Below are 22,980 nucleotides of genomic sequence, written 5' to 3'. Positions count from 1 at the left end.
AAGATGTTTACACCCCCATTCATTCTGTCGATTGCCGGCGGCGGTAGCACCTACACGCCGGGTATTGTGAAAAGCCTGATGGTGCGCCTGCAGGATTTCCCGCTGGCCGAAATTCGCCTTTATGACATCGACGAGGCGCGTCAGAACACCATTGCGCCCGTCGTCGAGAAGGTCATGCGCGACCACAGTCAGAGCATCAAATTTACCGTCACCAGCGACCCGGAAGTGGCCTTCAGCGGCGCGCATTTCGTCTTCGCCCAGATGCGCGTCGGCCAGTACAAGATGCGCGAGCAGGATGAAAAGATCCCGCTGCGTCACGGCGTGGTCGGCCAGGAAACCTGCGGACCCGGCGGTCTGGCGTACGGCCTGCGCACGATCCTGCCGATGGTGGAGCTTATCGATCTGGTCGATCGCTACGCGCATGAAAAAGCCTGGATCGTGAACTACTCCAACCCGGCGGCGATCGTCGCGGAGGGCGTGCGCCGCCTGCGGCCAAACGCGCGGGTGCTGAACATCTGCGATATGCCGGTGGCCGCGATGCGCAATATGGGGGCGATTCTGGGCGTCGATCGCCGCAAACTGGAGGTGGACTACTTCGGCCTGAACCACTTCGGCTGGTTTACCCGCGTACTGGTGGACGGCGAAGACAAGCTGCCCGAGCTGCGTAAGCATATCGCGAAGTTTGGCCTGCTGACGGAAGATGCGGCCAAAACCGACCCGCAGCACTCGGATCCTTCGTGGGTGAAGACCTGGCGCAACATTAAGCCAATCATGGACAACTTCCCGGAGTATCTGCCGAACCCGTATCTGCAGTACTACCTGATGCCGAACCAGATTGTGGAGCATCAGAACCCGGACTATACCCGCGCCAATGAAGTAATGGACGGGCGCGAGAAAAAGCTGTTCGCCGCAGCCGAAGAATATAAGCGCACCGGGATCCTGCCGGACGCCTTCCACGTGGGCGTGCACGGCGAGTTTATCGTCGATGTCGCCTGCTCGCTGGCCTTTAACCTGCGGAGCCGCCACCTGGTGATGGTGGAAAACCGCGGGGCGATTACCAACCTGCCGTACGATGCCGTGGTGGAAGTGCCCGCGTATATCACCTCCGAAGGCCCGGAACCGATCCGCGTTGGTCAGGTGCCGCTGTTCCATCAGACCCTTTTGCAACAGCAGCTCGCCTCTGAACAGCTGCTGGTGGAGGCGACCATCGAGGGCAGCTATGAGAAAGCCCTGCAGGCGTTCACCCTCAACCGCACCGTGCCAACCATGGAGCATGCAAAAGCGATTCTGGATGAGATGATCGAGGCCAACCGCGACTACTGGCCTGCGCTGCAAAAAGCCTGGCAGGACGGCGAAACGGTGAAAAAATAGGGGCTTGCTCGCGAGTTGAACGTGGTTTGCTTGTCGGTGTCAGAAAAAACACCGACAATCCTTTTTTACGGAAAAGAATGGAGGCAACCCATGTCCACCTCATATTTTGTCGCCGCCGACTGGCTGATTGAGCACGGTGACGATCCGGAAGTCCAGATTATTGACGCGCGTATGGCCCCGCCGGGGCAAGAGCATCGCGACGTGCCCGGTGAATACCGTGCCGGACATTTGCCTGGCGCGGTATTTTTTGATATCGAAGCCCTCTCCGATCACACCTCTCCCCTGCCGCACATGCTGCCGCGCCCGGAAGCGTTTTCCGTGGCGATGCGCGAGCTGGGCGTCAGCAAAGACAAACACCTCGTTGTCTATGATGAAGGTAACCTCTTCTCCGCGCCGCGCGCGTGGTGGATGCTGAAAAACTTCGGCGTGGAAAAAGTATCGATTCTGGCGGGCGGGCTGGCGGGCTGGAAGCGCGACGAGCTGCCCCTTCAGCAGGGCGACGTGACGCAGCCGGAAGGCGAATTTGATGCCACGTTTGACGCGCACGTGGTGAAACGCCTGACCGACGTACTGGTCGTGAGCCATGAAAAAACAGCGCAAATCGTCGATGCCCGTCCTGCTCCGCGCTTCAATGCCGAAGCGGATGAACCGCGTCCGGGGCTGAAGCGCGGACATATTCCGGGCGCGCTGAACGTACCGTGGGGCGACCTGGTGTTTGAGGGCGAGCTGAAAACCACCGACGAGCTGCGCGCTATTTTTGACCGTGCAGGCGTGGATTTACATCGTCCGATTATTGCCAGCTGCGGCTCCGGCGTCACGGCCTGCGTGGTGATCCTGGCGCTCGCCACGCTCGGCGCGAACGACGTCACGCTTTACGACGGCGCCTGGAGCGAATGGGGTGCGCGAGACGATCTGCCTGTCGAACCCGCGAAATAATGGATAACCGCCTGGCCACGCTGTTAACGCGCGGGGCATCGCTGACCCGTGCGGAGTATCGCGTCCTTGCCCACCTCACGGAGCATCCGCTGCTGGTGGGCAACATCACGGTGCGAGAGCTGGCGCAGGCGACCTTTGTTTCTACCGCCACCATCATGCGGCTGTGCCAGAAGCTGGGGTTCAGCGGCTTTAGCGAGTTTATCTGGCACTGCAAGCAGCTGCTCTCCGACACGCCGCACATAGCCGCCCAGGGGCAGTCGCTTCCTGAACTCCCTGCGCTGTTTAATCAGTTTATCGCCAACTACCAGCACACCTTCCAGTGGGTCACGCAGGAGAAGCGCCAGCAGTTTGCCGACCTGCTGCGCCAGAAGGAGAGCTTCTTTCTCTACGGCGCCGGGTTTTCCTATCTGTTTGCGGAGTACCTGACCAAGAAGCTGCAGGTGCTGGGCAAAACGGCGTTTATCTCCGGGCCGGGGGACAGCCGGAATATTTTCCTCAGCAACGCCGCCCGTTATCAGGTGTTTATTGCCGTCTCGCGCAGCGGCGAAACGGAACAGGTGCTGGATAAAGCGCGGATTGCCAAAAACGTCGGTATGACGATCGTCGCGTTTACCCGCGCCTCGGCCAACACGCTGGCGGGGATGGCGGACGTGCACTTTGCCCTCTATGACGAAGCGGTACACTTCGCCGCCGAAGCCGCGGGGGTGACGTCGTTTGAGTCGAATCTGGTGCTGCTGATGGATTTACTGCTGCTGGAAGCAACGGGGTGATATTCACCCCGCCGTAATCAGATGATGCGGTTAGTTTTGAGATCGCGCAGGAAGCCGCCCCAGCGACGCTCGTAGAACGGCGTGATGTGCTCGGTAATAAAGTGGCTGATGCCCTTCTCACCGTTCTTCACCTGGCAGATATCGATCGGCTCATCGCCTGGCAACGTGTCGGTCGCCACGCTTCCCGCAGCCTGAATTATCTCGTCGATATCGCCGTCCGCCTCAATACCAATCAGCAGAACCGGCTGTTCGTCCGCGCGCTCTTTAATGGAGCAGAGAAACGCACGCCTGACGGGCTTGAGCGTTTTGAACAGCGTGGTCAGGGAATCGATCATCTGCGCGGGCGGCTCGGCCACTTCAGACAGCAGCAGCGTTTCGCCCCCTTCCAGCACTTCCTGGGTGCTGAGCGGGTTGCCCTCTTCGCCAATCAGGTGGCTGATTTCACGCGGCGTGAACTCTTTCCCGGTCGGCAGTTTAGCGTTGAGGAACAGCGTCTGACCCAGCGTCATTTCAAACAGGGTACGCACCGGCATTACCACGAACGCCTGTTCGTCTTCTACCGCTTCCTGCAGGGCTTCCAGCGAGGTAAAGAACGGGATCACCGACGTGCCGTCGTCTTTTTCCCAGTGCAGCAGATCCAGCGCGCTGTCTTCGACAACCTGCTCACCTTCCGCCGCGGTGCCCGGCACCCAGACGGTGGATTCCAGCAGCGTGCGGAAAAATGCCGGACGGTGGGCGGGCTCGGTCGCCGCCTGCTCCAGCAGGGTTTCTAATTCGTTTTTGGTTTCTGACATAGTTTCGCTACTTCAAAAAACGCCGGGTGGCGCTTTGCTTACCCGGCCTACAAAACCGTAGGCCCGTGCAAGCGCAGCGCCGCCGGGCAATACGATGACTCCGTAGGCCCGCGCAAGCGCAGCGCCGCCGGGCAATGACGATTACTCAGCCGTCAGCAGGTTCGCCACGGTACGCACGCCCAGACCGGTCGCGCCCGCAGACCACTGCTCAACCGCCGCTTTACGGTACGTTGCGGAGCAGTCGATGTGCAGCCAGCCTTCGTGATAATTCTCAACGAAGTGGGACAGGAAGCCTGCTGCGGTGCTTGCACCCGCCGGGTACGCCGCGTTCGCGGTGTTGTTCAGCTCGGCAAAGTTGGACGGCAGCTGGCTGCGGTGGAACTCGGCCAGCGGCAGACGCCAGAACGGCTCGTTTTCCGCAGCGGCGCTTGCCAGCAGGCGAGCGGCCAGCTTGTCGTCGAAGCTGAACAGCGCATGGTAGTCGTTGCCCAGGGCCGTTTTCGCCGCACCGGTCAGGGTCGCCATGTCGATAATCAGCTCCGGCTTCTGGGCAGAGGCGTCGATCAGGCCATCGGCCAGCACCAGACGGCCTTCGGCGTCGGTGTTCATCACTTCGACGTTTTTGCCGTTGCGGTAGCGAATGATGTCGCCCAGCTTGAAGGCGTTACCGCTCACCATGTTGTCCGCGCAGCAGAGATACAGCTTCACGCGCTTGTTCAGACCGCGAGTGATGGCAAACGCCAGCGCGCCGGTGATGGTTGCCGCGCCGCCCATGTCGGACTTCATGGAGTCCATGAACGCGCTCTGCTTCAGGCTGTAGCCGCCGGTATCGAAGGTGATGCCTTTACCCACCAGGCAGGCAAAGACCGGTGCCGCTTTATCGCCGGTTGGGTTGTAATCCAGCGCCAGCAGGACCGGAGGACGCTCAGAACCACGGCCCACGGTGTGGATACCCATGTAGTTCTGCTCGCGCAGGTCTTCACCTTTGGTGATGCGGTAGGACATTTTGTCGCCCGCCACGCCGCACAGCAGGTCAACCGCACGCTGCGCCAGCTGCTCTGGGCCTAACTCTTCCGCCGGGGCGTTGATGGTGTCGCGCACCCAGTCGATAATTTGCAGGCGGTTTTCCAGCTCTTTCTGACCGGCGGCATCGAGGTTTGCCCACTCAATTTTGCGGGTGCCTTTCGGGCCCTTGTAGCCCGCCCAGAATGCCCAGCTGCGGTCGGTGTCCCAGCCTTCGCCTTCCAGGGACACATGCTTAATGCCCAGCCCGTCAATTTTACGGGCGGCGCGCTGGATCAGGCCGGTATCATCTTTGCCGGTCAGGTGCAGGGTAATGCCGTCGTTATTAATGCTGTAGGTGGCTTTCTCGCCCCAGCGCGCATCGGCAGGCTGATTCGAGAGCGTAATCTTCATCGCTTCGGTCATTTTATTTTTCCTTATTAGCAACTAGCAAACGGGCCGCCTGAAGGCAGCCCGTTATGTTATTTATTCTGCTTCATCTAACCAGACTAACAGAATCGCCTCCAGAATTTTTTCATTGGATGCGTTTGGATCGTCGTCGAAATCTTCTAAATCGCAGATCCACTGGTGCATGTCGGTGAATCGTACGGTCTTCGGATCGAGATCCGGGTTCGCGTCGTAGAGCGCTTCGCCGATTTCACGGCTGTCTGTCCACTTCAGTCCCATATCAATGCTCGCGTGCGTGGTTGATGGTGTAGCGTGGGAATTCCACGACCAGATCCTCATCGGTCACCGCGGCCTGGCAGCTCAGGCGGCTGTCTGGCTCCAGACCCCATGCTTTATCCAGCATGTCGTCTTCGTCTTCGGTGCTCTCGGCGAGAGAGTCGAAACCTTCACGCACGATGCAGTGGCAGGTGGTGCAGGCACAGGATTTTTCACAGGCGTGTTCCACTTCGATACCTGCACGCAGGGCAACATCGAGAATGGTTTCACCTGTCTTCGCTTCCAGAACAGCGCCATCCGGACAGAGGTCCGCATGAGGCAAAATTACAATCTTTGGCATATTAAACCTCGTCCACGGACTGGCCTTTCAGCGCGACGCGGACAGATTTGTCCATGCGGCGAGCAGCAAAGTCCTGGGTTTGTTTATCAACGTTTTTAATGGCTTCTTCTATTGCGTCAGCGTCATCGCCTACTGCGACAGCGCTTAAGTGCGCGGCAGCATCGTCAATCACCTGACGCTCGGCGGCGCTTAACAGCGCGGCATCGGCAGCAAGCGCGCCGTTCAGGCTTTCCAGCACGCGGGCGGCTTCAACTTTTTGTTCAGCCAGCATACGCGCCTTCACATCCTGCTCGGCGTAGCTCATTGAGTCCTGAATCATGGAGGCGATTTCGCCATCGGTCAGGCCGTAGGACGGCTTCACCTGGATGGACGATTCCACGCCGGTGGATTTTTCCATCGCCGTGACGCTCAGCAGGCCGTCCGCATCCACCTGGAAGGTAACGCGAATATGCGCCCCGCCTGCAGGCAGCGCCGGAATACCGCGCAGCGCAAAGCGCGCCAGAGAGCGGCAGTCCTGCACCAGCTCGCGTTCGCCCTGCATCACGTGGATGGACATCGCGGTCTGGCCGTCTTTGAAGGTGGTAAACTCCTGCGCGCGCGCAACCGGAATGGTGGTGTTACGCGGGATAACTTTCTCTACCAGGCCGCCCATGGTTTCTAACCCCAGCGACAGCGGGATGACGTCCAGCAGCAGCATTTCGCTGTCCGGCTTGTTGCCGACCAGGATATCGGCCTGGATTGCAGCGCCCACGGCAACCACTTTATCCGGGTCGATGGAGGTCAGCGGCGTGCGGCCAAAGAATTCGCCCACGCGCTCGCGCACCAGCGGCACGCGGGTCGAGCCGCCCACCATGACGACTTCCAGCACCTCGCTCGCCTCAACGCCCGCATCTTTCAATGCGCGACGGCAGGCCAGCAGCGTGCGTTTCACCAGGGAAGCAATCAGGTCGTCGAACTGGTCGCGGGTGATGTCACCCTGCCAGCCTGCAACGTTAACAGTGACCGACTGTGCATCGCTCAGGGCGATTTTGGCGTCAATAGCCGCATCCAGCAGCTCACGCTGCACGCGCGCATCGCTGCGATCGCTGATGCCCGCCTGCTCGCGAATGTAGTCAACCAGCAGATGGTCGAAGTCATCGCCGCCCAGCGCGGAATCCCCGCCGGTCGCCAGCACTTCAAACACCCCGCGGCTTAAGCGCAGGATGGAGATATCAAAGGTACCGCCGCCAAGATCGTAAACCGCAATGACCCCTTCCTGACCGGAGTCGAGGCCGTAGGCAATCGCCGCCGCCGTCGGTTCGTTCAGCAGACGCAGCACGTGCAGGCCCGCCAGACGCGCGGCGTCTTTGGTACCCTGACGCTGTGCATCGTCAAAATAGGCCGGAACGGTAATGACTACGCCGTCCAGATCGCCGCCGAGCGTCGCCGTCGCGCGCGCCGCCAGCGCTTTAAGGATGTCGGAGGAAACGCGAATCGGATTCAGCAGACCGGCCGCGGTCGCGATCATCGGCAGGCCGTTTTCACTGGCCTGCAGCTGATACGGCAGATGCGGATAGCGGGTCTGAATATCGGTCAGCGAGCGGCCCATCATGCGCTTTACGGAGCTGATGGTGTTGGCCGGATCGCGCGCGGCGTTGGCGCGAGCGTCATAGCCGACCGCGTGACCCTGCTGCTGGTAGTGGACTACGGAAGGCAGCAGATGGCGGCCCTGCTCGTCGGCCAGCGTTTCCGCCTGGCCGCTGCGCACGGTCGCCACGAGGGAATTGGTGGTGCCCAGATCGATACCCACCGCCAGACGACGCTGGTGCGGTGCGGCACTTAAGCCAGGCTCACTAATTTGTAATAAGGCCATAATTGCTTCCGAAATTAAAAATCGAGCAGCTTTTCTTCGAGTTGTTCAGCACTGCTTCGCAGTTTATCGAGAAAACGGAGTTTGCGCACAGTATCTGCCGCCGCGTCCCAGGTCTCGTTGTTCAGTTGCTCCACCATCTGCTGATGGCGGGTATCGAACATGCCCTTCACGCGCGTGATGAAGCTTTCCAGACGCGCTTCGTCTTTGGCCTGTTCAATCTCATCCAGCTCTTCGCGAAGCTCCAGCTGTTCCATCAGAAACGCGGTGTCGCGCACGGTATGCTGTTCGCTCGCCAGGTCGAAACCGTGCAGTGAAAGCAGGTACTCGGCACGGCTCAGCGGATGGCGCAGCGTCTGCCAGGCCTGGTTGATGGTCGCAGAGTGCGAGACCGCAGCCAGTTGCTCTGACTGAGTACCACTGGCGAATTTATCCGGATGATACTGACGCTGCAGATCCTGAAAGCGGATCGTCAGCGCCTGCAGATCAATCGGGTATTGAGCGGGTAGTCCGAAGAGAGTGAAGTAATCCATAACAATCTCAGGGGTAGCCTGTTAGAACAAACCCCACGCGTAGCGGGTACGCCACGGTGGGGTTTCGGATGACGCGCGGTTAAACGTGGAAGCTTTCGCCGCAACCACACTCGTCTTTGACGTTCGGGTTCGTGAATTTGAACCCTTCGTTCAGGCCTTCTTTAACGAAGTCCAGCTGAGTGCCGTTGAGGAATTGCAGGCTTTTGCCATCGACCACCACCTTCACGCCCTTGTCTTCAAACACGGTGTCGTCAGACGCCGGTTCATCAACAAACTCCAGTACGTAAGCCATACCAGAACAGCCGGAGGTACGTACGCCCAGTCGCAGGCCGAAGCCTTTACCACGGTTCGCCAGAAAAGAGCTTACTCGCGCGGCAGCGCTGTCGCTAAGGGTAATCGACATACTCAAACCTCAATTATTTTGCTTCACGTTTGCTTTTGTAATCCGCAATGGCGGCTTTGATCGCGTCTTCTGCCAGAATTGAACAGTGAATTTTCACCGGTGGCAGTTCGAGTTCTTCAGCAATATCCGTGTTCTTGATTGCCTGTGCTTCGTCCAGAGACTTGCCCTTCACCCATTCGGTGACCAGGGAGCTGGACGCGATAGCAGAACCGCAGCCGTAGGTCTTGAAGCGCGCGTCTTCAATGATACCTTCATTGTTGACTTTAATCTGCAACTTCATCACGTCGCCACACGCCGGTGCGCCAACCATGCCGCTACCGACAGATTCGTCGCTGTTGTCAAAAGAGCCAACGTTGCGCGGGTTCTCGTAATGATCGATGACTTTTTCGCTGTATGCCATGATTGAATTCTCCTTATGTACCGATTAGTGATGTGACCATTCAATGCTGTTCAGATCCACGCCCTGCTTGAACATTTCCCACAGTGGAGAAAGGTCGCGCAGACGGCCGATGGAGTTGCGAACCAGCTTGATGGTGTAGTCAATCTCTTCTTCGGTAGTGAAACGACCTAAAGAGAAACGGATAGAGCTGTGTGCCAGCTCGTCGGTCATGCCCAGCGCGCGCAGCACGTAGGATGGCTCCAGGCTTGCAGACGTACAGGCAGAACCGGAAGAAACGGCCAGGTCTTTCAGCGCCATGATCAGCGATTCGCCTTCAACATAGTTGAAGCTGACGTTGAGGATGTTCGGAGCGCCCTGCTCGAGATCGCCGTTCAGATACACTTCTTCCATATCTTTCACGCCGTCCCACAGACGGTTACGCAGCGTGCGCAGGCGCGCCATCTCGGTTTCCATCTCTTCTTTTGCAATGCGGTACGCTTCGCCCATGCCCACGATCTGGTGGACAGGCAGCGTACCGGAACGCATGCCGCGCTCGTGACCGCCGCCGTGCATCTGTGCTTCGATGCGGATACGTGGCTTACGACGAACGTACAGCGCGCCGATCCCTTTCGGGCCATAGATTTTGTGGCCGGAGAAGGACATCAGGTCCACTTTCAGCTGGCTCAGGTCGATAGGCAGTTTGCCCACGCTCTGGGTCGCGTCCACGTGATAGATGATACCGCGCGCGCGGCACATTTCGCCGATGGTCGCGATGTCCTGTACCACGCCGATTTCGTTGTTGACGTGCATGATGGAAACCAGGATGGTGTCATCACGCATGGCCGCTTCGAGCTCTTTGAGGTCAATAATACCGTTGCTCTGTGGGGCGAGATAGGTTACTTCGTACCCTTCACGCTCCAGCTGGCGGCAGGTATCCAGCACGGCTTTATGTTCGGTTTTGCTGGTGATGATGTGCTTGCCTTTTTTCTGATAAAAGTTGGCTGCACCTTTGATCGCCAGGTTGTCGGATTCGGTCGCACCGGAGGTGAAAACAATCTCACGCGGGTCGGCACCCACCAGGTCAGCAATCTGATTACGGGCGATATCCACCGCCTCTTCAGCATGCCAGCCAAAACGGTGTGAACGGGAAGCTGGGTTACCAAAGTTTCCGTCCAGGGTCAGACACTGCATCATTTTCTCGGCAACACGCGGGTCCACCGGCGTGGTTGCGGAGTAATCGAGATAAATCGGTAATTTCATTGCTCTTTAAACTCCGTACATCGCTTCAATGCAAGGAATCAGGCAACCGGCTGGATGTACGACCGAGTACGCGGGACGTGACCGTCCCGGCCTGATTCTGAAATCTTTATCGTTTTATTACGCGCGCAGTTTGACGTCGATAGCGTCCTGAGCGCGGGTGCTGCGTTGGGAATCCTGACCGTGCTGACGACCAGAGACATCCAGAACTTCCTGGTTATTGACCAGTTCACCCAGGGTGATGTTGTTCAGGAAGCCGGTGAGACGGTCGCTCAGATCGCGCCACAGCGCGTGGGTCAGGCATTTGTCGCCGCCCTGGCAGCCGCCTTTACCCTGGCAACGGGTCGCGTCAACGGATTCGTCAACTGCACTAATCACTTCACCAACTGCAATACTGCCCGCGTCTTTACCCAGCAGATAACCGCCGCCTGGGCCACGAACGCTGGAAACCAGTCCATTTTTACGCAGTCTGGAGAACAGCTGTTCCAGATAAGAGAGGGAGATCCCTTGTCGTTCAGAAATATCAGCCAACGGAACCGGGCCCGCTTCGGAGTTGAGCGCAACGTCCAGCATCGCGGTCACGGCATAACGCCCTTTAGATGTCAGTCTCATGTCTTACTTAACCTCAAACTCGCCCCTGCCCGGGGTTTTTTATAGTAAAATGGGGTATTGCATAGCAGGGCCAAGTCTGACATTCCTGACTAAAATGGTCAACTATTTACTTGACTGTTTTAGTCAGGTATTTAACCTTCCGTGCCGTTTTTTGTCGGGTGGCGCTTCGCTTACCCGACCTACGGTTTTGTAGGCCGGGTAAGCGAAGCGCCACCCGGCGAACAGACGACACTATTCCTTATTCTTCTGCTCAATCGACGCCAGAATTCCGCGCAGGATGTTCAGCTCCTGGCTTTCCGGGCGCGCGCGGGTAAACATACGGCGCAGCTTGTTCATTACCTGGCCCGGGTGGCCTTCACGGATAAAGCCGGTTGAGAGCAGCGTCTGCTCCAGGTGACCGTAGAAGCGCTCAAGATCGTCCACCAGCGGGTAGGCCGTCTCTTCTTTCGGTTCGACCGGTTTCTCCTGCGTCGCCAGCCACGCCATACGCACTTCGTAGGCGATAACCTGCACCGCCATCGCCAGGTTTAGCGAGCTGTATTCCGGGTTCGCCGCGATGGCAACGTGATAGTGGCACTTCTGCAGCTCGTCGTTGGTCAGGCCTACGCGCTCGCGGCCAAACACCAGCGCAACCGGGGCCTGCTCCGCTTCTGAGACGCTTTTCAGGCCGCATTCGCGCGGATCCAGCATCGGCCACGGCAGCGTGCGTGAACGCGCGCTCGTGCCGACAACGAGGCTGCAGCCGGCCAGCGCTTCGTCAAGGGTGTCGACGATCTGGGCGTTGCCGATCACGTCGCTGGCACCGGCCGCCAGGGCGATGGCCTGCGAGTCTGGTTTCACCAGCGGGTTAACCAGCCACAGGTTTGTTAAGCCCATGGTTTTCATAGCGCGGGCAACGGAGCCCATGTTGCCGGTGTGCGATGTTTCAACCAGCACGATTCGAATGTTTTGCAGCATAATTTTTAATGTCTGAATTCAGCGTCTGAAGAATATTCGGGCATATTATCATAAACGGGAGACATAATCCGATCCCACTGCTATACTCTGCGCCGATTTTCCTGTTCTTTAACATCCAGTGAGAGAGACCGATGCATCCGATGCTGACCATCGCCGTGCGCGCAGCGCGCAAGGCGGGTAATGTAATTGCCAAACACTACGAAACGCCAGACTCCGTAGAAACCAGCCAGAAAGGCAGCAATGATTTCGTGACTAACGTCGATAAAGCCGCAGAAGCGATTATTATCGAAACGATCCGCAAATCTTACCCACAGCACACCATCATCACCGAAGAAAGCGGTGAACATGAAGGTACCGATCAGGATGTTCAATGGGTTATCGATCCACTGGATGGCACCACCAACTTCGTCAAACGCCTGCCACACTTCTCTGTGTCTATCGCAGTACGCATTAAAGGCCGTACTGAAGTCGCCGTTGTTTACGATCCAATGCGTAACGAACTGTTCACCGCTACCCGCGGTCAGGGCGCACAGCTGAATGGCTACCGTCTGCGCTGCAGCAACGCACGCGATCTGGACGGCACCATCCTGGCGACCGGTTTCCCGTTCAAGGCGAAACAGCACGCGACCACCTATATGAATATCCTGGGCAAACTGTTCACGGAATGCGCGGACTTCCGTCGCACCGGTTCTGCTGCGCTGGATCTGGCCTACGTGGCAACCGGCCGCGTTGACGGTTACTTCGAGCTGTCACTGAAGCCGTGGGACTTTGCTGCGGGCGAGCTGATCGCACGTGAAGCAGGCGCCATCGTGTGTGATTTCACCGGCGGCCATAACTATATGTCTACCGGCAACATCGTTGCGGGTAACCCACGCGTTGTTAAAGCCATGCTGGCAAACATGCGTGATGAACTGAGCGATGCGCTGAAGCGTTAATCCAGTTTGTTAAGCCCGGTGGCGCTACGCTTACCGGGCCTACAAACCCCCTCAGTACGTTAGAAAGGTCGTAATCCCCTTCCTACCGGCACCGCGCTCATCCACATCGTCACCGCCGCTACCAGCAGAATCACCCCGCCCGCCAGCGCGAGCGTTGTCCACCCGACCTGTCGCCACAATACCGGCGTTTTATTGCCGCTGAATTTGACCGCCAGCTGACGGAAGCTGTGTACCAGCAGCGCTAACGACGAAATAGTGAGAGACGTTCCTGCCGCCATCGCCAGCGCGGACAGCATTCCCCAGCCAAACACACCTATCACCTTACTGAACAGCAGTACCATGATTGCCCCCGAACACGGGCGCATGCCCATCGAGAGAACAATCATCAGCCGCGCGCGCCAGTCGTCGCCGTTCTGCAACTGTTCCTGCGTGGGCAAATGCTGATGTCCGCAGCCGCAGTTTGCATCATGAACGTGGTGCGGCGTAAAGGTTTTGAATTTCGGTTTTTGCAGCAGCACGCGCAGCTTTTTCAGCGCCCGCCAGCAGAGGATCAGCCCCAGCACGCCCACCAGCGCGTAGCTCCCCTTCTCCAGCCAGAAGCTGCTCAGGTGCAGCTGGCGCGCGGGAAGCTGTAACAGCGAAAGCACCACCACGACGAGCGCAATCGCCACGCTGCCCTGAAGCAGCGAGGAGGCCAGCGTCAGGCCGATACTCGATTTGAGCTTCGACGGATGTGTGGCGAGCCAGGTTGTGATGACAATTTTGCCGTGCCCCGGACCCAGCGCGTGCAGAACGCCATAGATAAAGCTGAATGCCAGCAGGGAACCACCCGCTTTGGTCGGGTTCTCCGCCACCGCCTTCAGCAGACCGCTCATCTGCTGGTTGACCTCACGCTGCCAGACAATGCTTTTCATCATCACCTGCGGCCAGGCCTGCCACAGCCACAGGGCGCCGCAAACGGCGAACAGCAAAAAGAGCGCCAGCGGCCAGAGGTGAAGCCAGCGGCGCGGTTTCCGAACCGGAGAGGAGATCACTGACATTGTAACGTCACCTCCTGCGCGAACTGTTTACCCAACTCCATGTCCTCAGGCGGTGCATCTTCTTTATCAAGCGAGACTGCAAAGTTCAGCGTCTCCTCGCTGGGTTTCGGGGTGTGCACGCCAATTTTGCAGTTTTTTTGCAAAGCATCCGGCAGCCGTACGTCGCTGTCTTTGTCATAGCGCATGTCGACATAGTAGGTTGGGTCAAAGGTGGAAAAGCGGTACGTTTGCCCCGCCAGCGGCTGCGGATGCGCCAGAGGAAGCACGAACGTCAGCACCGCCTGATGCCCGTCACGCGTCATACCGTATTCCGTTGGCCGGTTAAGAAATTTGACCTTCTGCCCGTTGTGCCAGAATTCCGTGAAGTAGTGCTGGCCGAGCACGTTGGCCATCACTTCCGCCGCCAGCTTTTTCCAGATTTCGTCGCCGGGCTTCGCGCTTCCCGCATCGTAGAGCAAATCGGCCGAGGTGATTTCATCCATCGTCCAGCGCATCTTCAGGCCGCTCAGCTGCGTGCCGTCGGTGAGCAGCTCCGTCTGGAGGTCAATAAAACTGTGAGGATGTGCGCTGGCGGTGAAGCTGATAGCCGCCAAAAATAACGCCATCGCACTTTGTTTAACTGTTTGCATCAATTCCTCACGTCAAAAATTCTGTGATGTTCCCCAGCAATCCTGAGTGAAAGGCCTGCCGGCGCGCTTTTCAGCGCTCATCCTTTAGCTATTCTTATCAAACATTCACACTGGATACCCGACAGATGATGACGACGCTTGAAATTCCATCTGTGCTTTCCAGTTCGCAGCGCCGCTGCCAGGTGCTCTTGATGCTTTACCTGCCCGATGCTGCCGTCACCGCACAGAGCATCATTGCTGCCAACGGGGTGGACGACGCGATGGCACGGCAAGATATAGCCGAGACGCGCGATGAAATCCAGCGCTATCACCGGCTGGACATCGTCACGCACCACGACGGCAGCTACCGGATTGAAGGCACAGCCCTGAATCAGCGTTTATGCCTGCTGCACTGGCTGCGCCGGGCGCTGCGGCTTTGCCCGCAGTTTGTCTCGCACCAGTTTACCCCCGCATTAAAAACCGCGCTTAAACAACACGGCATTGCGCGGCCGCTTTACGACGATGCGAACCTGCGGGCGCTGATCGGCTTCTGCTCACGCAAGCTGCAGCGCCAGTTTGAATGCCGCGACGTCCAGTTTTTACAGCTCTATTTACAATACTGTCTTATTCAGCACCAGCTTGGGAATACGCCACAGTTTTCTCACGTTCAGCGCAGCTGGACCCAATCGAGAGGGGAGTATTTTACGGCCCAGGAGATTGTGCGTCACTGGAGACGGCGCGTGCCGCAGGGTGCGCACGGGGATGAACAGCTGTTTCTGGCGCTGCTGTTTATGATGCTCCGCACGCCCGATCCGGTGCTCGATAAACACCAGCAGGATCAGCGCTTGCGCCGCGCCATCGTGCGCATGGTCGCCCGTTTTCGCTCGCAGACCGGGATGAACTTCAGCGACGAGCAAGGGCTGACCGATCAGCTGTATATCCATCTTGCTCAGGCGCTGGATCGCTCGCTGTTTGAGATCGGCATCGACACTAGCCTGCCGGAGGAGATCCATCGTCTCTATCCCCGGCTGTTACGCACCACGAAGGAAGCGCTGTTTGAGCTGGAGGCGGAATTTGGGCTGCGTTTTTCTGATGAAGAGATGAGCCTTGTCGCGGTGATTTTCGGTGCCTGGCTGATGCAGGAGACCGATCTGCACGAAAAACAGGTGATCCTGCTGACGGGAGACGATAAGGCCAGCGAGGACCTGATTGAACAGCAGCTTCGCGAGCTAACGCTGCTGCCGCTCAATATTCGCTATCTGACGCTGCAGGCTTTCCAGAAAGAGGGGGCACCGCGCGAGGCCGCGCTGGTTATCACCCCCTACCCTACCGTCCTGCCGCTGTTCTCGCCGCCGCTGATCCATGCCGTTGAGACATTGAACGCGCAACAGCAAGAACATATTCGCGCCATGCTGGAATCATAGCGACGCGCGAGCGGCCACTTTAGGGCGAACAACGATTGCGGGTAAGGCGACCAGCGCCATCACCCAGAATACGCCATGCCCCAGATGCTGATACAGGAAGCCCGCAAAGACCGTCATCACCGCAATGCTGCCGCCCATCGCCACCGCAGAGTAGACCGCCTGCAGACGGATCACGTCCCCGCCCTCGCGCGCAGCGATATAGCGCATCGCCGCCAGATGACACACGGTGAACGTACCGCAGTGAAGGATCTGCGCCACAATCAGCCACGGCAGTTCGGTCGTCCAGCCCATAATGCCCCAGCGCACCACGCCGCACACAGCGGAAAGCAGCAGCAGGTCTCGCGCGCCAAAGCGACGGAACAGCTTCTTGCTCAGGGCGAAGATAATGACTTCGGCCACCACGCCCAGCGACCACAGATAGCCCACGGCGGAAGCAGAATATCCCGCCCCCTGCCAGTAGATGGCGCTGAAGCCATAGTACGCCGCATGCGCCCCCTGAAGCAGACAGACACACGCCAGAAAACGCCAGCTTTGTGCTACCAGGCTCCGCCAGGCGGGCCAGCCTGCGCTCTCCTGATGGCGGCTTTCCCCTTGCGGCATTATCGACGGCCGCAGCAGCATGCCCAGCAGCATTGAGGCAATACCGATACTCAGCAGGGCGAGAATGGCGCGGTAATCGTAAAGGCTGACCAGTTTACCCACCAGCGCAGAGCCAATCACAAAGGCAATAGAGCCCCACAGGCGCACGCGGCCGTAGTCCATGGTGATCTGCTTTTGCCAGGTGTTCGCCAGGGCATCCGTCAGCGGTACCAGCGGGGAGAAGAACAGGTTAAAGCCGACCATTACCACCATCAGCCAGGCAAACTGGTGGCTGACCCAGAAGCAGGCAACAAAGACCAGCGTCAGCAGAGCAAGAATGCGCACAGCCTTGATCAGCAAGGAGGGATCGCTGACGCGCGGGGCAATCAGCAGGCTGCCGAGGAAACGCGCCACCAGCCCGGCCCCCAACAGGACACCGATGGTCTCGGGAGTCAGGCCGATACCCTTGAGCCAGACGCTCCAGAAGGGCAGAAAAATACCGTAGCTAAAGAAATAGGTGAAATAACTGAGCGCCAGCCAGCGCGTGGAATGCAAGACCATGAATCCCTCCCGAAATCGAGGCCATAGTCTGGCGAGAATATAAAAATTAAGCAAGTCGATAGCCTGCTATAAATTAACGAAAAATTAACATCTTGTGCAGTCGCCTGGCTTATGGCAGGGAATGAAAATATGTATTACGTTTAAATTACTCCACTTGCAGAGGTTTTTCTGCCATGAACTCACTACGTTATTTCGATTTCGGTCAGTCACGTCACCTGCTGCTGCTGATTGGCCGCATCGCGCTTGTCGTGCTGTTTATTATCTTTGGTTATCCAAAACTAACGGGCTTTAGCGGCACCGTACAATATATGACCTCGCTGGGTGCACCGATGCCCATGCTGGCGGCCATTATTGCGGTGGTGATGGAAGTGCCTGCCGCTATCCTGATCGTGCTGGGCTTTTTCACCCGTCCGCTCGCGGTACTGTTTGTATTCTATACCCTCGGAACGGCGGTGATTGGACACCACTACTGGGATATGACCGGTGATGCGGTCGTGCCGAATATGATTAACTTCTACAAGAATATCAGCATTGCTGGCGCCTTTATTTTGCTGGCCATTGTCGGACCGGGAGCCATTTCCCTCGACCGGCGTTAAGCCATAAAAAAAGGCCGCATGCGCGGCCTTTTTTATTTCTGCAAAGCAGATGAATTATGCGTATACCGGGAAGCGTGCGCAGATATCCAGAACTTTACCTTTGACGCGCTCGATTACCGCTTCGTCATTGATGTTGTCCAGAACGTCACACATCCAGCCAGCCAGCTCTTTCACTTCCGCTTCTTTAAAGCCGCGGCGAGTCACGGCCGGAGAACCGATACGGATACCGGAGGTCACGAACGGGCTCTTCGGATCGTTTGGCACGCTGTTTTTGTTCACGGTGATGTTGGCGCGGCCCAGGGCAGCGTCAGCTTCTTTACCGGTCAGGTTCTTATCAACCAGATCAAGCAGGAACAGGTGGTTTTCGGTACCGCCGGATACCACTTTGTAGCCACGGTTCAGGAACACTTCCACCATCGCTTTGGCGTTCTTAGCAACCTGCTGCTGATAAACCTTGAACTCTGGCTCCATCGCTTCTTTCAGCGCTACCGCTTTAGCCGCGATAACGTGCATCAGCGGGCCGCCCTGCGCGCTTGGGAACACAGCGGAGTTCAGTTTCTTATACAGATCTTCGTCACCGCCTTTCGCCAGGATCAGGCCACCGCGTGGACCCGCCAGGGTTTTGTGGGTGGTGGTGGTCACAACGTGAGCGTGTGGAACCGGGTTCGGGTAAACGCCAGCGGCAATCAGGCCCGCAACGTGCGCCATATCAACGAACAGGTAAGCACCGATGCTGTCCGCGATTTCACGCATTTTTGCCCAGTCAACGATACCGGAGTAAGCAGAGAAGCCACCGATGATCATCTTCGGTTTGTGCTCTTTAGCCTGCTTCGCCATGTCTTCGTAGTCAATTTTACCGGACTCATCAATACCGTAAGGGATGATGTTGTACAGTTTGCCGGAGAAGTTAACCGGGGAGCCGTGAGTCAGGTGGCCGCCCTGCGCCAGGTTCATACCCAGAACGGTATCGCCCGGCTGCAGCAGCGCGGTGTAGACCGCGAAGTTAGCCTGAGAGCCAGAGTGCGGCTGCACGTTCGCGTAGTCAGCGCCAAAGAGTTCTTTCGCACGGTCGATAGCCAGCTGCTCAACGATATCAACGTACTCGCAACCGCCGTAGTAGCGTTTGCCCGGGTAACCTTCAGCATATTTGTTAGTCAGCTGAGAACCCTGCGCCTGCATGACGCGCGGGCTGGTGTAGTTTTCGGAGGCGATCAGTTCGATGTGCTCTTCCTGACGTACTTTTTCCTGCTCCATAGCCTGCCACAGTTCGGCATCATAATCGGCAATGTTCATTTCACGCTTTAACATCCGCATCTCCTGACTCAGCTAACAAGTAAATTTTGGCCTGAAAAGGCAGTCCTGTTGGACGACGGGCAACAGTATAACTGATTAGTTCTGTGATAACAGGTCTTGACAAACGATTTTACGCAAACGTTTTCCTGCGCGCCACGCAAGGGTTTGAGGAATAAAGCCCTCGCCATTTCCAGCGGATTTCTTTTCAGGTTTGTGATGCATATTTTTCATCTTGCAAAGAACCATTTACAACGCAGGGGTATTTTTTATAAGATGCATTTAAAATACATCATTAAAGTCACATCAGAAGGATGCGCTCATGCTCGACGCTCAAACCATCGCTACCGTTAAAGCCACCATTCCCCTGCTGGTGGAAACCGGCCCTAAACTCACCGCCCATTTCTACGATCGCATGTTCACGCACAACCCGGAGCTCAAAGAAATTTTCAACATGAGCAACCAGCGTAACGGCGATCAGCGCGAAGCGCTGTTCAACGCCATCGCGGCCTACGCCAGTAATATTGAAAACCTGGCCGCACTGCTACCTGCGGTAGAAAAGATTGCGCAGAAACATACCAGCTTCCAGATCCAACCCGAGCAGTACAACATTGTGGGTAGCCACCTGCTGGCCACGCTGGACGAAATGTTCAGCCCGGGCCAGGAGGTGCTGGACGCGTGGGGTAAAGCCTACGGCGTGCTGGCAAACGTGTTTATCAACCGTGAAGCACAGATCTACAGCGAAAACGCCAGCAAGAACGGCGGCTGGGAAGGCACGCGAGCCTTCCGCATCGTCGAGAAAACCCCGCGCAGCGCATTAATTACCAGCTTTGAATTTGAGCCGGTGGACGGACAGCCGGTTGCCGATTACCAGCCAGGCCAGTATCTGGGCGTGTGGCTGAAGCCTGAAGGCTTCCCGCATCAGGAGATCCGCCAGTATTCTCTTACCCGCAAGCCAAACGGCAAAGGCTACCGCATTGCCGTGAAGCGTGAGGACGGCGGCCAGGTCTCCAACTGGCTCCACAACGAAGCTAGCGTGGGCGACGTGGTTCATCTGGCCGCGCCGGCGGGCGATTTCTTTATGGCCGTTGAAGCGAATACCCCGGTTACGCTGATCTCTGCGGGCGTCGGCCAAACGCCAATGCTGGCGATGCTCGATACGCTGGCGAAAGTAAACCACGGTGCGCAGGTCAACTGGTTCCACGCTGCGGAAAACGGCGACGTGCACGCCTTTGCGGATGAAGTGAAAACGCTCGGGGCGTCCCTGCCGCGCTTCACCGCGCACACCTGGTATCGCCTGCCGACGGATAAAGACCGCGCTACCGCTCGGTTTGACAGCGAAGGTCTGATGAATTTAAGCCAGATGGAAGGGGCATTTAGCGCGCCGGATATGCAGTTCTACGTCTGCGGGCCGGTGGCGTTTATGCAGTATGCCGCGAAGCAGCTGGTGGAGCTGGGTGTGAACAAAGACAACATTCATTACGAATGTTTCGGGCCGCATAAGGTACTGTAATGAAAAAGCCCCTCGAACGAGGGGCTTTTTTTCGCCGGGTGGCGGCTGCGCCTTACCCGGCCTACAAAACCGTTGGCATTGTTAAATCGCGGCGTCGTCTTCTTCGCCGGTACGGATACGGATCACGCGCGCCACGTCAAAGACGAAGATTTTACCGTCGCCGATTTTGCCCGTCTGCGCGGTGCGGATAATGGTATCCACGCAGGTATCGACGATATCGTCGCTGACCACGATTTCAATTTTTACTTTCGGCAGAAAGTCGACCATGTACTCTGCGCCACGGTAAAGCTCGGTGTGGCCCTTCTGACGACCAAAACCTTTCACTTCCGTCACGGTCATCCCGGTGATGCCGACTTCCGCCAGCGCTTCACGCACATCATCCAGTTTGAAAGGTTTAATAATCGCATCAATCTTTTTCATGGTGGGTCCTTAAACTCTTGCCTGTAAGCTGCCTCGTAATCGATTGCTCACAGTACCATACGGCATTACTCTTTAAAATCGTTTGCTTCCAGCTCGTGGCGCGACAGCAGCTTGTAGAACTCGGTTCGGTTGCGTCCGGCCATGCGCGCCGCGTGGGTCACATTGCCTTTGGTGATCTGCAATAGCTTGCGCAGATAGTTGAGCTCAAACTGATTCCGCGCTTCCGCAAACGTCGGCAGGGCCGTGTTTTCCCCTTCCAGCGCCTGCTCCACCAGCGCATCGCTGATCACCGGTGACGAGGTCAGCGCCACGCATTGCTCAATCACGTTCACCAGCTGACGCACGTTGCCCGGCCAGCCTGCGGCCATCAGCCGCTTCATCGCATCGGTGGAAAACGCGCGCACGAACGGTTTATGCCGATCGGCCGCCTGGCGCAAAAGGTGGTTCGCCAGCAGCGGAATGTCTTCCGCCCGTTCCGCCAGCGCCGGGATCTTCAGGTTCACCACGTTCAGGCGGTAGTAGAGATCTTCGCGAAACTCGTTGCGGGCCATCACTTTTGGCAGATCGCGGTGGGTGGCGGAAATAATTCGCACATTAATATCAATGTCGCGGTTGCTGCCCAGCGGGCGAACTTTTCGCTCCTGCAGCACGCGCAGCAGTTTGACCTGCAGCGGCGCGGGCATATCGCCAATTTCGTCCAGGAACAGCGTGCCGCCTTCCGCAGCCTGGAACAGCCCTTCCCGGCTGCTCACCGCGCCGGTGAATGCGCCGCGGGCGTGACCAAACAGTTCAGATTCGAGCAGTTGTTCCGGAAGCGCACCGCAGTTAATGGCAATAAAGGCGTTTTTACTGCGCGGGCTGGCGTTATGGATCGCCTGTGCCAGGATCTCTTTCCCGGTTCCGCTCTGGCCGTTGATGAGCACGCTGACGTCGGACTGCGCCACCATCCGGGCCTGTTCAAGCAGACGCAGCATAATGGGGCTGCGGGTGACGATGGACTCTCGCCATGCTTCATCCCCCGCCGGGGCGGCATGTTCCAGCGCGCTGTCGATGGCCTTATAAAGCGCGTCTTTGTCCACCGGCTTGGTCAGGAAGCTGAATACCCCCTGCTGCGTCGCGGCAACCGCATCCGGGATCGACCCGTGCGCCGTCAGGATAATCACGGGCATACCCGGCTGCTGTTTCTGGATCTCCGCAAACAGCTGCAGGCCATCCATTTCGTCCATCCTCAGGTCGCTTATCACCAGATCGATTTTCTCGCGACTGAGGATCTTCAGCCCCTCCAGCCCGCTTTCAGCGGTCACGACGCTGTAGCCTTCACTCACCAGACGCATCCCCAGCAGCTTTAACAGCCCGGGATCGTCATCCACCAGTAACAGATGGGCAGGTTTACGGCTCGTCATGCTTCACATCCTCTTGTTTCGGCGTATCGCTATCCGGTGCCGCGGATGAACTCCCCGGCTGATATTTACGCGACGAGAGCTGCCTTTCGATATCGGTCAGGTTTTCCAGCTTGCGCGTCGTGGTATCCAGCTGCGTACGTAAATGTTGCTGCTGTTGACGCAGCGTATCAAGCTCGCTGTCGGTTGACTGTTGCAGCTTGCTGTAGCGGGAGCGCTCTTCAGACAGCTGAAGCTGTAATGTCTGCCCATCGCGCCACAGCTGGTATACCGGGCGTACCTGTACCGGAAGATTGACCACAAACGTGTCCAGGCGGGTCACATTGACGCGGCGTTCAACGGGGGTGATTTTCGCATCTGCGAGTAAAATCCCACGCTTGAACGCGTCCTGCCAGGTGTCGTCATCCAGCATCGCCGCCTTCGAACGGGCGTCTACCGGCGCAAGACGCTGGGCGCAATCGATTCCACGCAGCCAGAACAGCGGGTTGCTTTCAACGTCATGTCCTGACAGGTTCCAGATGTCTTCACAGCGGGTGGAGAGGAAATCTGCCAGCTGGTTATCGGGCCATTTATCTTCTTGTTTATCGCTAATGGCACTTTGTGGCGTATGGGAAACACACCCTGCCAGAAATAAACAGGGCAGGCTCAGGCGAAGCGTGTTGCAGGAAAACACCGCGCGTACGGCGCGGAAAAAGACGTGTGACATACTCACCAGACATAGATTCAT

The 22,980-nt window shown here is 57.6% G+C and carries 25 protein-coding genes; 7 read left to right on the top strand and 18 right to left on the bottom strand.

The features are described from left to right. Window positions 1-3 precede the first annotated feature (3 nt). The 3 genes from NQ230_RS06120 (at window position 4) to NQ230_RS06110 (ending at window position 3,077) form a co-directional block, all read left to right on the top strand. Window positions 4-1,371, top strand: coding sequence for a 6-phospho-alpha-glucosidase (locus NQ230_RS06120; RefSeq protein WP_252032816.1), 1,368 nt, complete (start codon window positions 4-6; stop codon window positions 1,369-1,371). Window positions 1,372-1,461: 90 nt separating this feature from the next. After that, window positions 1,462-2,307: a 3-mercaptopyruvate sulfurtransferase gene (gene sseA / locus NQ230_RS06115; protein WP_257260433.1), complete on the top strand. Its 846-nt coding sequence runs from the start codon at window positions 1,462-1,464 to the stop codon at window positions 2,305-2,307. Continuing rightward, window positions 2,307-3,077 carry a MurR/RpiR family transcriptional regulator gene (locus tag NQ230_RS06110; RefSeq protein ID WP_047652683.1) on the top strand — a complete coding sequence of 257 codons (771 nt, stop codon included), beginning with the start codon at window positions 2,307-2,309 and terminating at the stop codon, window positions 3,075-3,077. Before sseA ends, NQ230_RS06110 begins: the two co-directional genes overlap by 1 nt. 17 nt (window positions 3,078-3,094) lie before the next feature. Here NQ230_RS06110 and sseB read toward each other — a convergent pair whose 3' ends face one another. The 11 genes from sseB to trmJ all read right to left on the bottom strand — a co-directional run bounded on the left by sseB (window position 3,095) and on the right by trmJ (window position 11,887). Beyond that, window positions 3,095-3,871 carry an enhanced serine sensitivity protein SseB gene (gene sseB / locus NQ230_RS06105; RefSeq protein WP_257260431.1) on the bottom strand — a complete coding sequence of 259 codons (777 nt, stop codon included), beginning with the start codon at window positions 3,869-3,871 and terminating at the stop codon, window positions 3,095-3,097. A gap of 141 nt (window positions 3,872-4,012) precedes the next feature. Further along, entirely contained in the window at window positions 4,013-5,299 is a 1,287-nt protein-coding gene (gene pepB / locus NQ230_RS06100) for an aminopeptidase PepB (RefSeq protein ID WP_257260430.1), read from the bottom strand. Window positions 5,300-5,359: 60 nt separating this feature from the next. Further along, window positions 5,360-5,560, bottom strand: a complete 201-nt coding sequence (gene iscX / locus NQ230_RS06095; RefSeq protein ID WP_003860650.1) for a Fe-S cluster assembly protein IscX — start codon at window positions 5,558-5,560, stop codon at window positions 5,360-5,362. 1 nt (window position 5,561) lies between these two features. Continuing rightward, entirely contained in the window at window positions 5,562-5,897 is a 336-nt protein-coding gene (gene fdx, locus NQ230_RS06090) for an ISC system 2Fe-2S type ferredoxin (RefSeq protein ID WP_003860652.1), read from the bottom strand. A 1-nt stretch (window position 5,898) separates the two neighbouring features. Next, on the bottom strand, window positions 5,899-7,749 hold the full coding sequence (gene hscA, locus NQ230_RS06085; protein WP_257260428.1) for a Fe-S protein assembly chaperone HscA: 1,851 nt from the start codon (window positions 7,747-7,749) through the stop codon (window positions 5,899-5,901). 14 nt (window positions 7,750-7,763) lie between these two features. After that, window positions 7,764-8,279: a co-chaperone HscB gene (hscB, locus tag NQ230_RS06080; RefSeq protein ID WP_257260427.1), complete on the bottom strand. Its 516-nt coding sequence runs from the start codon at window positions 8,277-8,279 to the stop codon at window positions 7,764-7,766. A 79-nt stretch (window positions 8,280-8,358) separates the two neighbouring features. Continuing rightward, window positions 8,359-8,682: an iron-sulfur cluster assembly protein IscA gene (iscA, locus tag NQ230_RS06075; RefSeq protein ID WP_003860659.1), complete on the bottom strand. Its 324-nt coding sequence runs from the start codon at window positions 8,680-8,682 to the stop codon at window positions 8,359-8,361. Window positions 8,683-8,695: 13 nt separating this feature from the next. Then, the gene (gene iscU / locus NQ230_RS06070) at window positions 8,696-9,082 is read right to left on the bottom strand and encodes a Fe-S cluster assembly scaffold IscU (RefSeq protein WP_003860661.1); all 387 of its coding nucleotides are present in this window, start codon (window positions 9,080-9,082) and stop codon (window positions 8,696-8,698) included. A 24-nt stretch (window positions 9,083-9,106) separates the two neighbouring features. Then, window positions 9,107-10,321 (bottom strand): cysteine desulfurase, encoded by a 1,215-nt coding sequence (iscS, locus tag NQ230_RS06065; protein ID WP_008502157.1) that lies wholly within the window; start codon window positions 10,319-10,321, stop codon window positions 9,107-9,109. 117 nt (window positions 10,322-10,438) lie between these two features. After that, window positions 10,439-10,930 (bottom strand): Fe-S cluster assembly transcriptional regulator IscR, encoded by a 492-nt coding sequence (gene iscR, locus NQ230_RS06060; protein WP_023308826.1) that lies wholly within the window; start codon window positions 10,928-10,930, stop codon window positions 10,439-10,441. 231 nt (window positions 10,931-11,161) lie between these two features. Continuing rightward, window positions 11,162-11,887 carry a tRNA (cytosine(32)/uridine(32)-2'-O)-methyltransferase TrmJ gene (trmJ, locus tag NQ230_RS06055; protein WP_023333041.1) on the bottom strand — a complete coding sequence of 242 codons (726 nt, stop codon included), beginning with the start codon at window positions 11,885-11,887 and terminating at the stop codon, window positions 11,162-11,164. A 131-nt stretch (window positions 11,888-12,018) separates the two neighbouring features. Between trmJ and suhB the strand changes: the two genes are divergently transcribed. Further along, window positions 12,019-12,822: an inositol-1-monophosphatase gene (gene suhB, locus NQ230_RS06050; RefSeq protein WP_003860668.1), complete on the top strand. Its 804-nt coding sequence runs from the start codon at window positions 12,019-12,021 to the stop codon at window positions 12,820-12,822. Between the two features lie 59 nt (window positions 12,823-12,881). On the opposite strand, the gene NQ230_RS06045 is transcribed toward suhB, so the two are convergent. Next, entirely contained in the window at window positions 12,882-13,862 is a 981-nt protein-coding gene (locus tag NQ230_RS06045) for a nickel/cobalt transporter (RefSeq protein ID WP_159514697.1), read from the bottom strand. Next, window positions 13,853-14,491, bottom strand: coding sequence for a DUF1007 family protein (locus NQ230_RS06040; RefSeq protein WP_257260424.1), 639 nt, complete (start codon window positions 14,489-14,491; stop codon window positions 13,853-13,855). Before NQ230_RS06040 ends, NQ230_RS06045 begins: the two co-directional genes overlap by 10 nt. A gap of 125 nt (window positions 14,492-14,616) precedes the next feature. Between NQ230_RS06040 and csiE the strand changes: the two genes are divergently transcribed. Continuing rightward, window positions 14,617-15,894, top strand: a complete 1,278-nt coding sequence (gene csiE / locus NQ230_RS06035) for a stationary phase inducible protein CsiE (RefSeq protein WP_121425139.1) — start codon at window positions 14,617-14,619, stop codon at window positions 15,892-15,894. Here csiE and NQ230_RS06030 read toward each other — a convergent pair. Then, a complete protein-coding gene (locus NQ230_RS06030; protein ID WP_257260423.1) occupies window positions 15,889-17,034 on the bottom strand; it encodes a 3-phenylpropionate MFS transporter in 1,146 nt (381 codons plus the stop codon). The genes csiE and NQ230_RS06030 overlap by 6 nt on opposite strands. A gap of 173 nt (window positions 17,035-17,207) precedes the next feature. Here NQ230_RS06030 and NQ230_RS06025 point away from each other — a divergent pair, with 173 nt between their 5' ends. Next, window positions 17,208-17,630 carry a DoxX family protein gene (locus NQ230_RS06025; protein ID WP_063143407.1) on the top strand — a complete coding sequence of 141 codons (423 nt, stop codon included), beginning with the start codon at window positions 17,208-17,210 and terminating at the stop codon, window positions 17,628-17,630. Between the two features lie 54 nt (window positions 17,631-17,684). Here the strand turns inward: NQ230_RS06025 and glyA are convergent, their stop codons facing one another. Further along, window positions 17,685-18,938, bottom strand: coding sequence for a serine hydroxymethyltransferase (gene glyA, locus NQ230_RS06020; protein WP_029741146.1), 1,254 nt, complete (start codon window positions 18,936-18,938; stop codon window positions 17,685-17,687). 304 nt (window positions 18,939-19,242) lie between these two features. Here glyA and hmpA point away from each other — a divergent pair, with 304 nt between their 5' ends. Then, on the top strand, window positions 19,243-20,433 hold the full coding sequence (gene hmpA / locus NQ230_RS06015; RefSeq protein WP_257260420.1) for an NO-inducible flavohemoprotein: 1,191 nt from the start codon (window positions 19,243-19,245) through the stop codon (window positions 20,431-20,433). An 81-nt stretch (window positions 20,434-20,514) separates the two neighbouring features. Here the strand turns inward: hmpA and glnB are convergent, their stop codons facing one another. The 3 genes from glnB to qseG all read right to left on the bottom strand — a co-directional run bounded on the left by glnB (window position 20,515) and on the right by qseG (window position 22,980). Continuing rightward, window positions 20,515-20,853, bottom strand: coding sequence for a nitrogen regulatory protein P-II (gene glnB, locus NQ230_RS06010; RefSeq protein WP_003860685.1), 339 nt, complete (start codon window positions 20,851-20,853; stop codon window positions 20,515-20,517). A 65-nt stretch (window positions 20,854-20,918) separates the two neighbouring features. After that, the gene (gene glrR, locus NQ230_RS06005; protein ID WP_023308835.1) at window positions 20,919-22,256 is read right to left on the bottom strand and encodes a two-component system response regulator GlrR; all 1,338 of its coding nucleotides are present in this window, start codon (window positions 22,254-22,256) and stop codon (window positions 20,919-20,921) included. Further along, the gene (gene qseG / locus NQ230_RS06000) at window positions 22,243-22,980 is read right to left on the bottom strand and encodes a two-component system QseEF-associated lipoprotein QseG (protein ID WP_193939301.1); all 738 of its coding nucleotides are present in this window, start codon (window positions 22,978-22,980) and stop codon (window positions 22,243-22,245) included. Before qseG ends, glrR begins: the two co-directional genes overlap by 14 nt.

It is taken from the genome of Enterobacter asburiae, from assembly GCF_024599655.1.
Lineage (GTDB): Bacteria > Pseudomonadota > Gammaproteobacteria > Enterobacterales > Enterobacteriaceae > Enterobacter > Enterobacter asburiae_D.
The sequence above is the reverse complement of the archived record's forward strand: the minus strand, read 5'-3'. Positions and strand labels throughout refer to the sequence as shown.

Bases quoted from the DNA above. Each gene is read 5' to 3' on its own strand.
- NQ230_RS06120 (WP_252032816.1), top strand. From the start codon at position 4: ATGTTTACACCCCCATTCATTCTGTCGATTGCCGGCGGCGGTAGCACC.
- sseA (WP_257260433.1), top strand. From the start codon at position 1,462: ATGTCCACCTCATATTTTGTCGCCGCCGACTGGCTGATTGAGCACGGT.
- NQ230_RS06110 (WP_047652683.1), top strand. From the start codon at position 2,307: ATGGATAACCGCCTGGCCACGCTGTTAACGCGCGGGGCATCGCTGACC.
- sseB (WP_257260431.1), bottom strand. From the start codon at position 3,871: ATGTCAGAAACCAAAAACGAATTAGAAACCCTGCTGGAGCAGGCGGCG.
- pepB (WP_257260430.1), bottom strand. From the start codon at position 5,299: ATGACCGAAGCGATGAAGATTACGCTCTCGAATCAGCCTGCCGATGCG.
- iscX (WP_003860650.1), bottom strand. From the start codon at position 5,560: ATGGGACTGAAGTGGACAGACAGCCGTGAAATCGGCGAAGCGCTCTAC.
- fdx (WP_003860652.1), bottom strand. From the start codon at position 5,897: ATGCCAAAGATTGTAATTTTGCCTCATGCGGACCTCTGTCCGGATGGC.
- hscA (WP_257260428.1), bottom strand. From the start codon at position 7,749: ATGGCCTTATTACAAATTAGTGAGCCTGGCTTAAGTGCCGCACCGCAC.
- hscB (WP_257260427.1), bottom strand. From the start codon at position 8,279: ATGGATTACTTCACTCTCTTCGGACTACCCGCTCAATACCCGATTGAT.
- iscA (WP_003860659.1), bottom strand. From the start codon at position 8,682: ATGTCGATTACCCTTAGCGACAGCGCTGCCGCGCGAGTAAGCTCTTTT.
- iscU (WP_003860661.1), bottom strand. From the start codon at position 9,082: ATGGCATACAGCGAAAAAGTCATCGATCATTACGAGAACCCGCGCAAC.
- iscS (WP_008502157.1), bottom strand. From the start codon at position 10,321: ATGAAATTACCGATTTATCTCGATTACTCCGCAACCACGCCGGTGGAC.
- iscR (WP_023308826.1), bottom strand. From the start codon at position 10,930: ATGAGACTGACATCTAAAGGGCGTTATGCCGTGACCGCGATGCTGGAC.
- trmJ (WP_023333041.1), bottom strand. From the start codon at position 11,887: ATGCTGCAAAACATTCGAATCGTGCTGGTTGAAACATCGCACACCGGC.
- suhB (WP_003860668.1), top strand. From the start codon at position 12,019: ATGCATCCGATGCTGACCATCGCCGTGCGCGCAGCGCGCAAGGCGGGT.
- NQ230_RS06045 (WP_159514697.1), bottom strand. From the start codon at position 13,862: ATGTCAGTGATCTCCTCTCCGGTTCGGAAACCGCGCCGCTGGCTTCAC.
- NQ230_RS06040 (WP_257260424.1), bottom strand. From the start codon at position 14,491: ATGCAAACAGTTAAACAAAGTGCGATGGCGTTATTTTTGGCGGCTATC.
- csiE (WP_121425139.1), top strand. From the start codon at position 14,617: ATGATGACGACGCTTGAAATTCCATCTGTGCTTTCCAGTTCGCAGCGC.
- NQ230_RS06030 (WP_257260423.1), bottom strand. From the start codon at position 17,034: ATGGTCTTGCATTCCACGCGCTGGCTGGCGCTCAGTTATTTCACCTAT.
- NQ230_RS06025 (WP_063143407.1), top strand. From the start codon at position 17,208: ATGAACTCACTACGTTATTTCGATTTCGGTCAGTCACGTCACCTGCTG.
- glyA (WP_029741146.1), bottom strand. From the start codon at position 18,938: ATGTTAAAGCGTGAAATGAACATTGCCGATTATGATGCCGAACTGTGG.
- hmpA (WP_257260420.1), top strand. From the start codon at position 19,243: ATGCTCGACGCTCAAACCATCGCTACCGTTAAAGCCACCATTCCCCTG.
- glnB (WP_003860685.1), bottom strand. From the start codon at position 20,853: ATGAAAAAGATTGATGCGATTATTAAACCTTTCAAACTGGATGATGTG.
- glrR (WP_023308835.1), bottom strand. From the start codon at position 22,256: ATGACGAGCCGTAAACCTGCCCATCTGTTACTGGTGGATGACGATCCC.
- qseG (WP_193939301.1), bottom strand. From the start codon at position 22,980: ATGAATCTATGTCTGGTGAGTATGTCACACGTCTTTTTCCGCGCCGTA.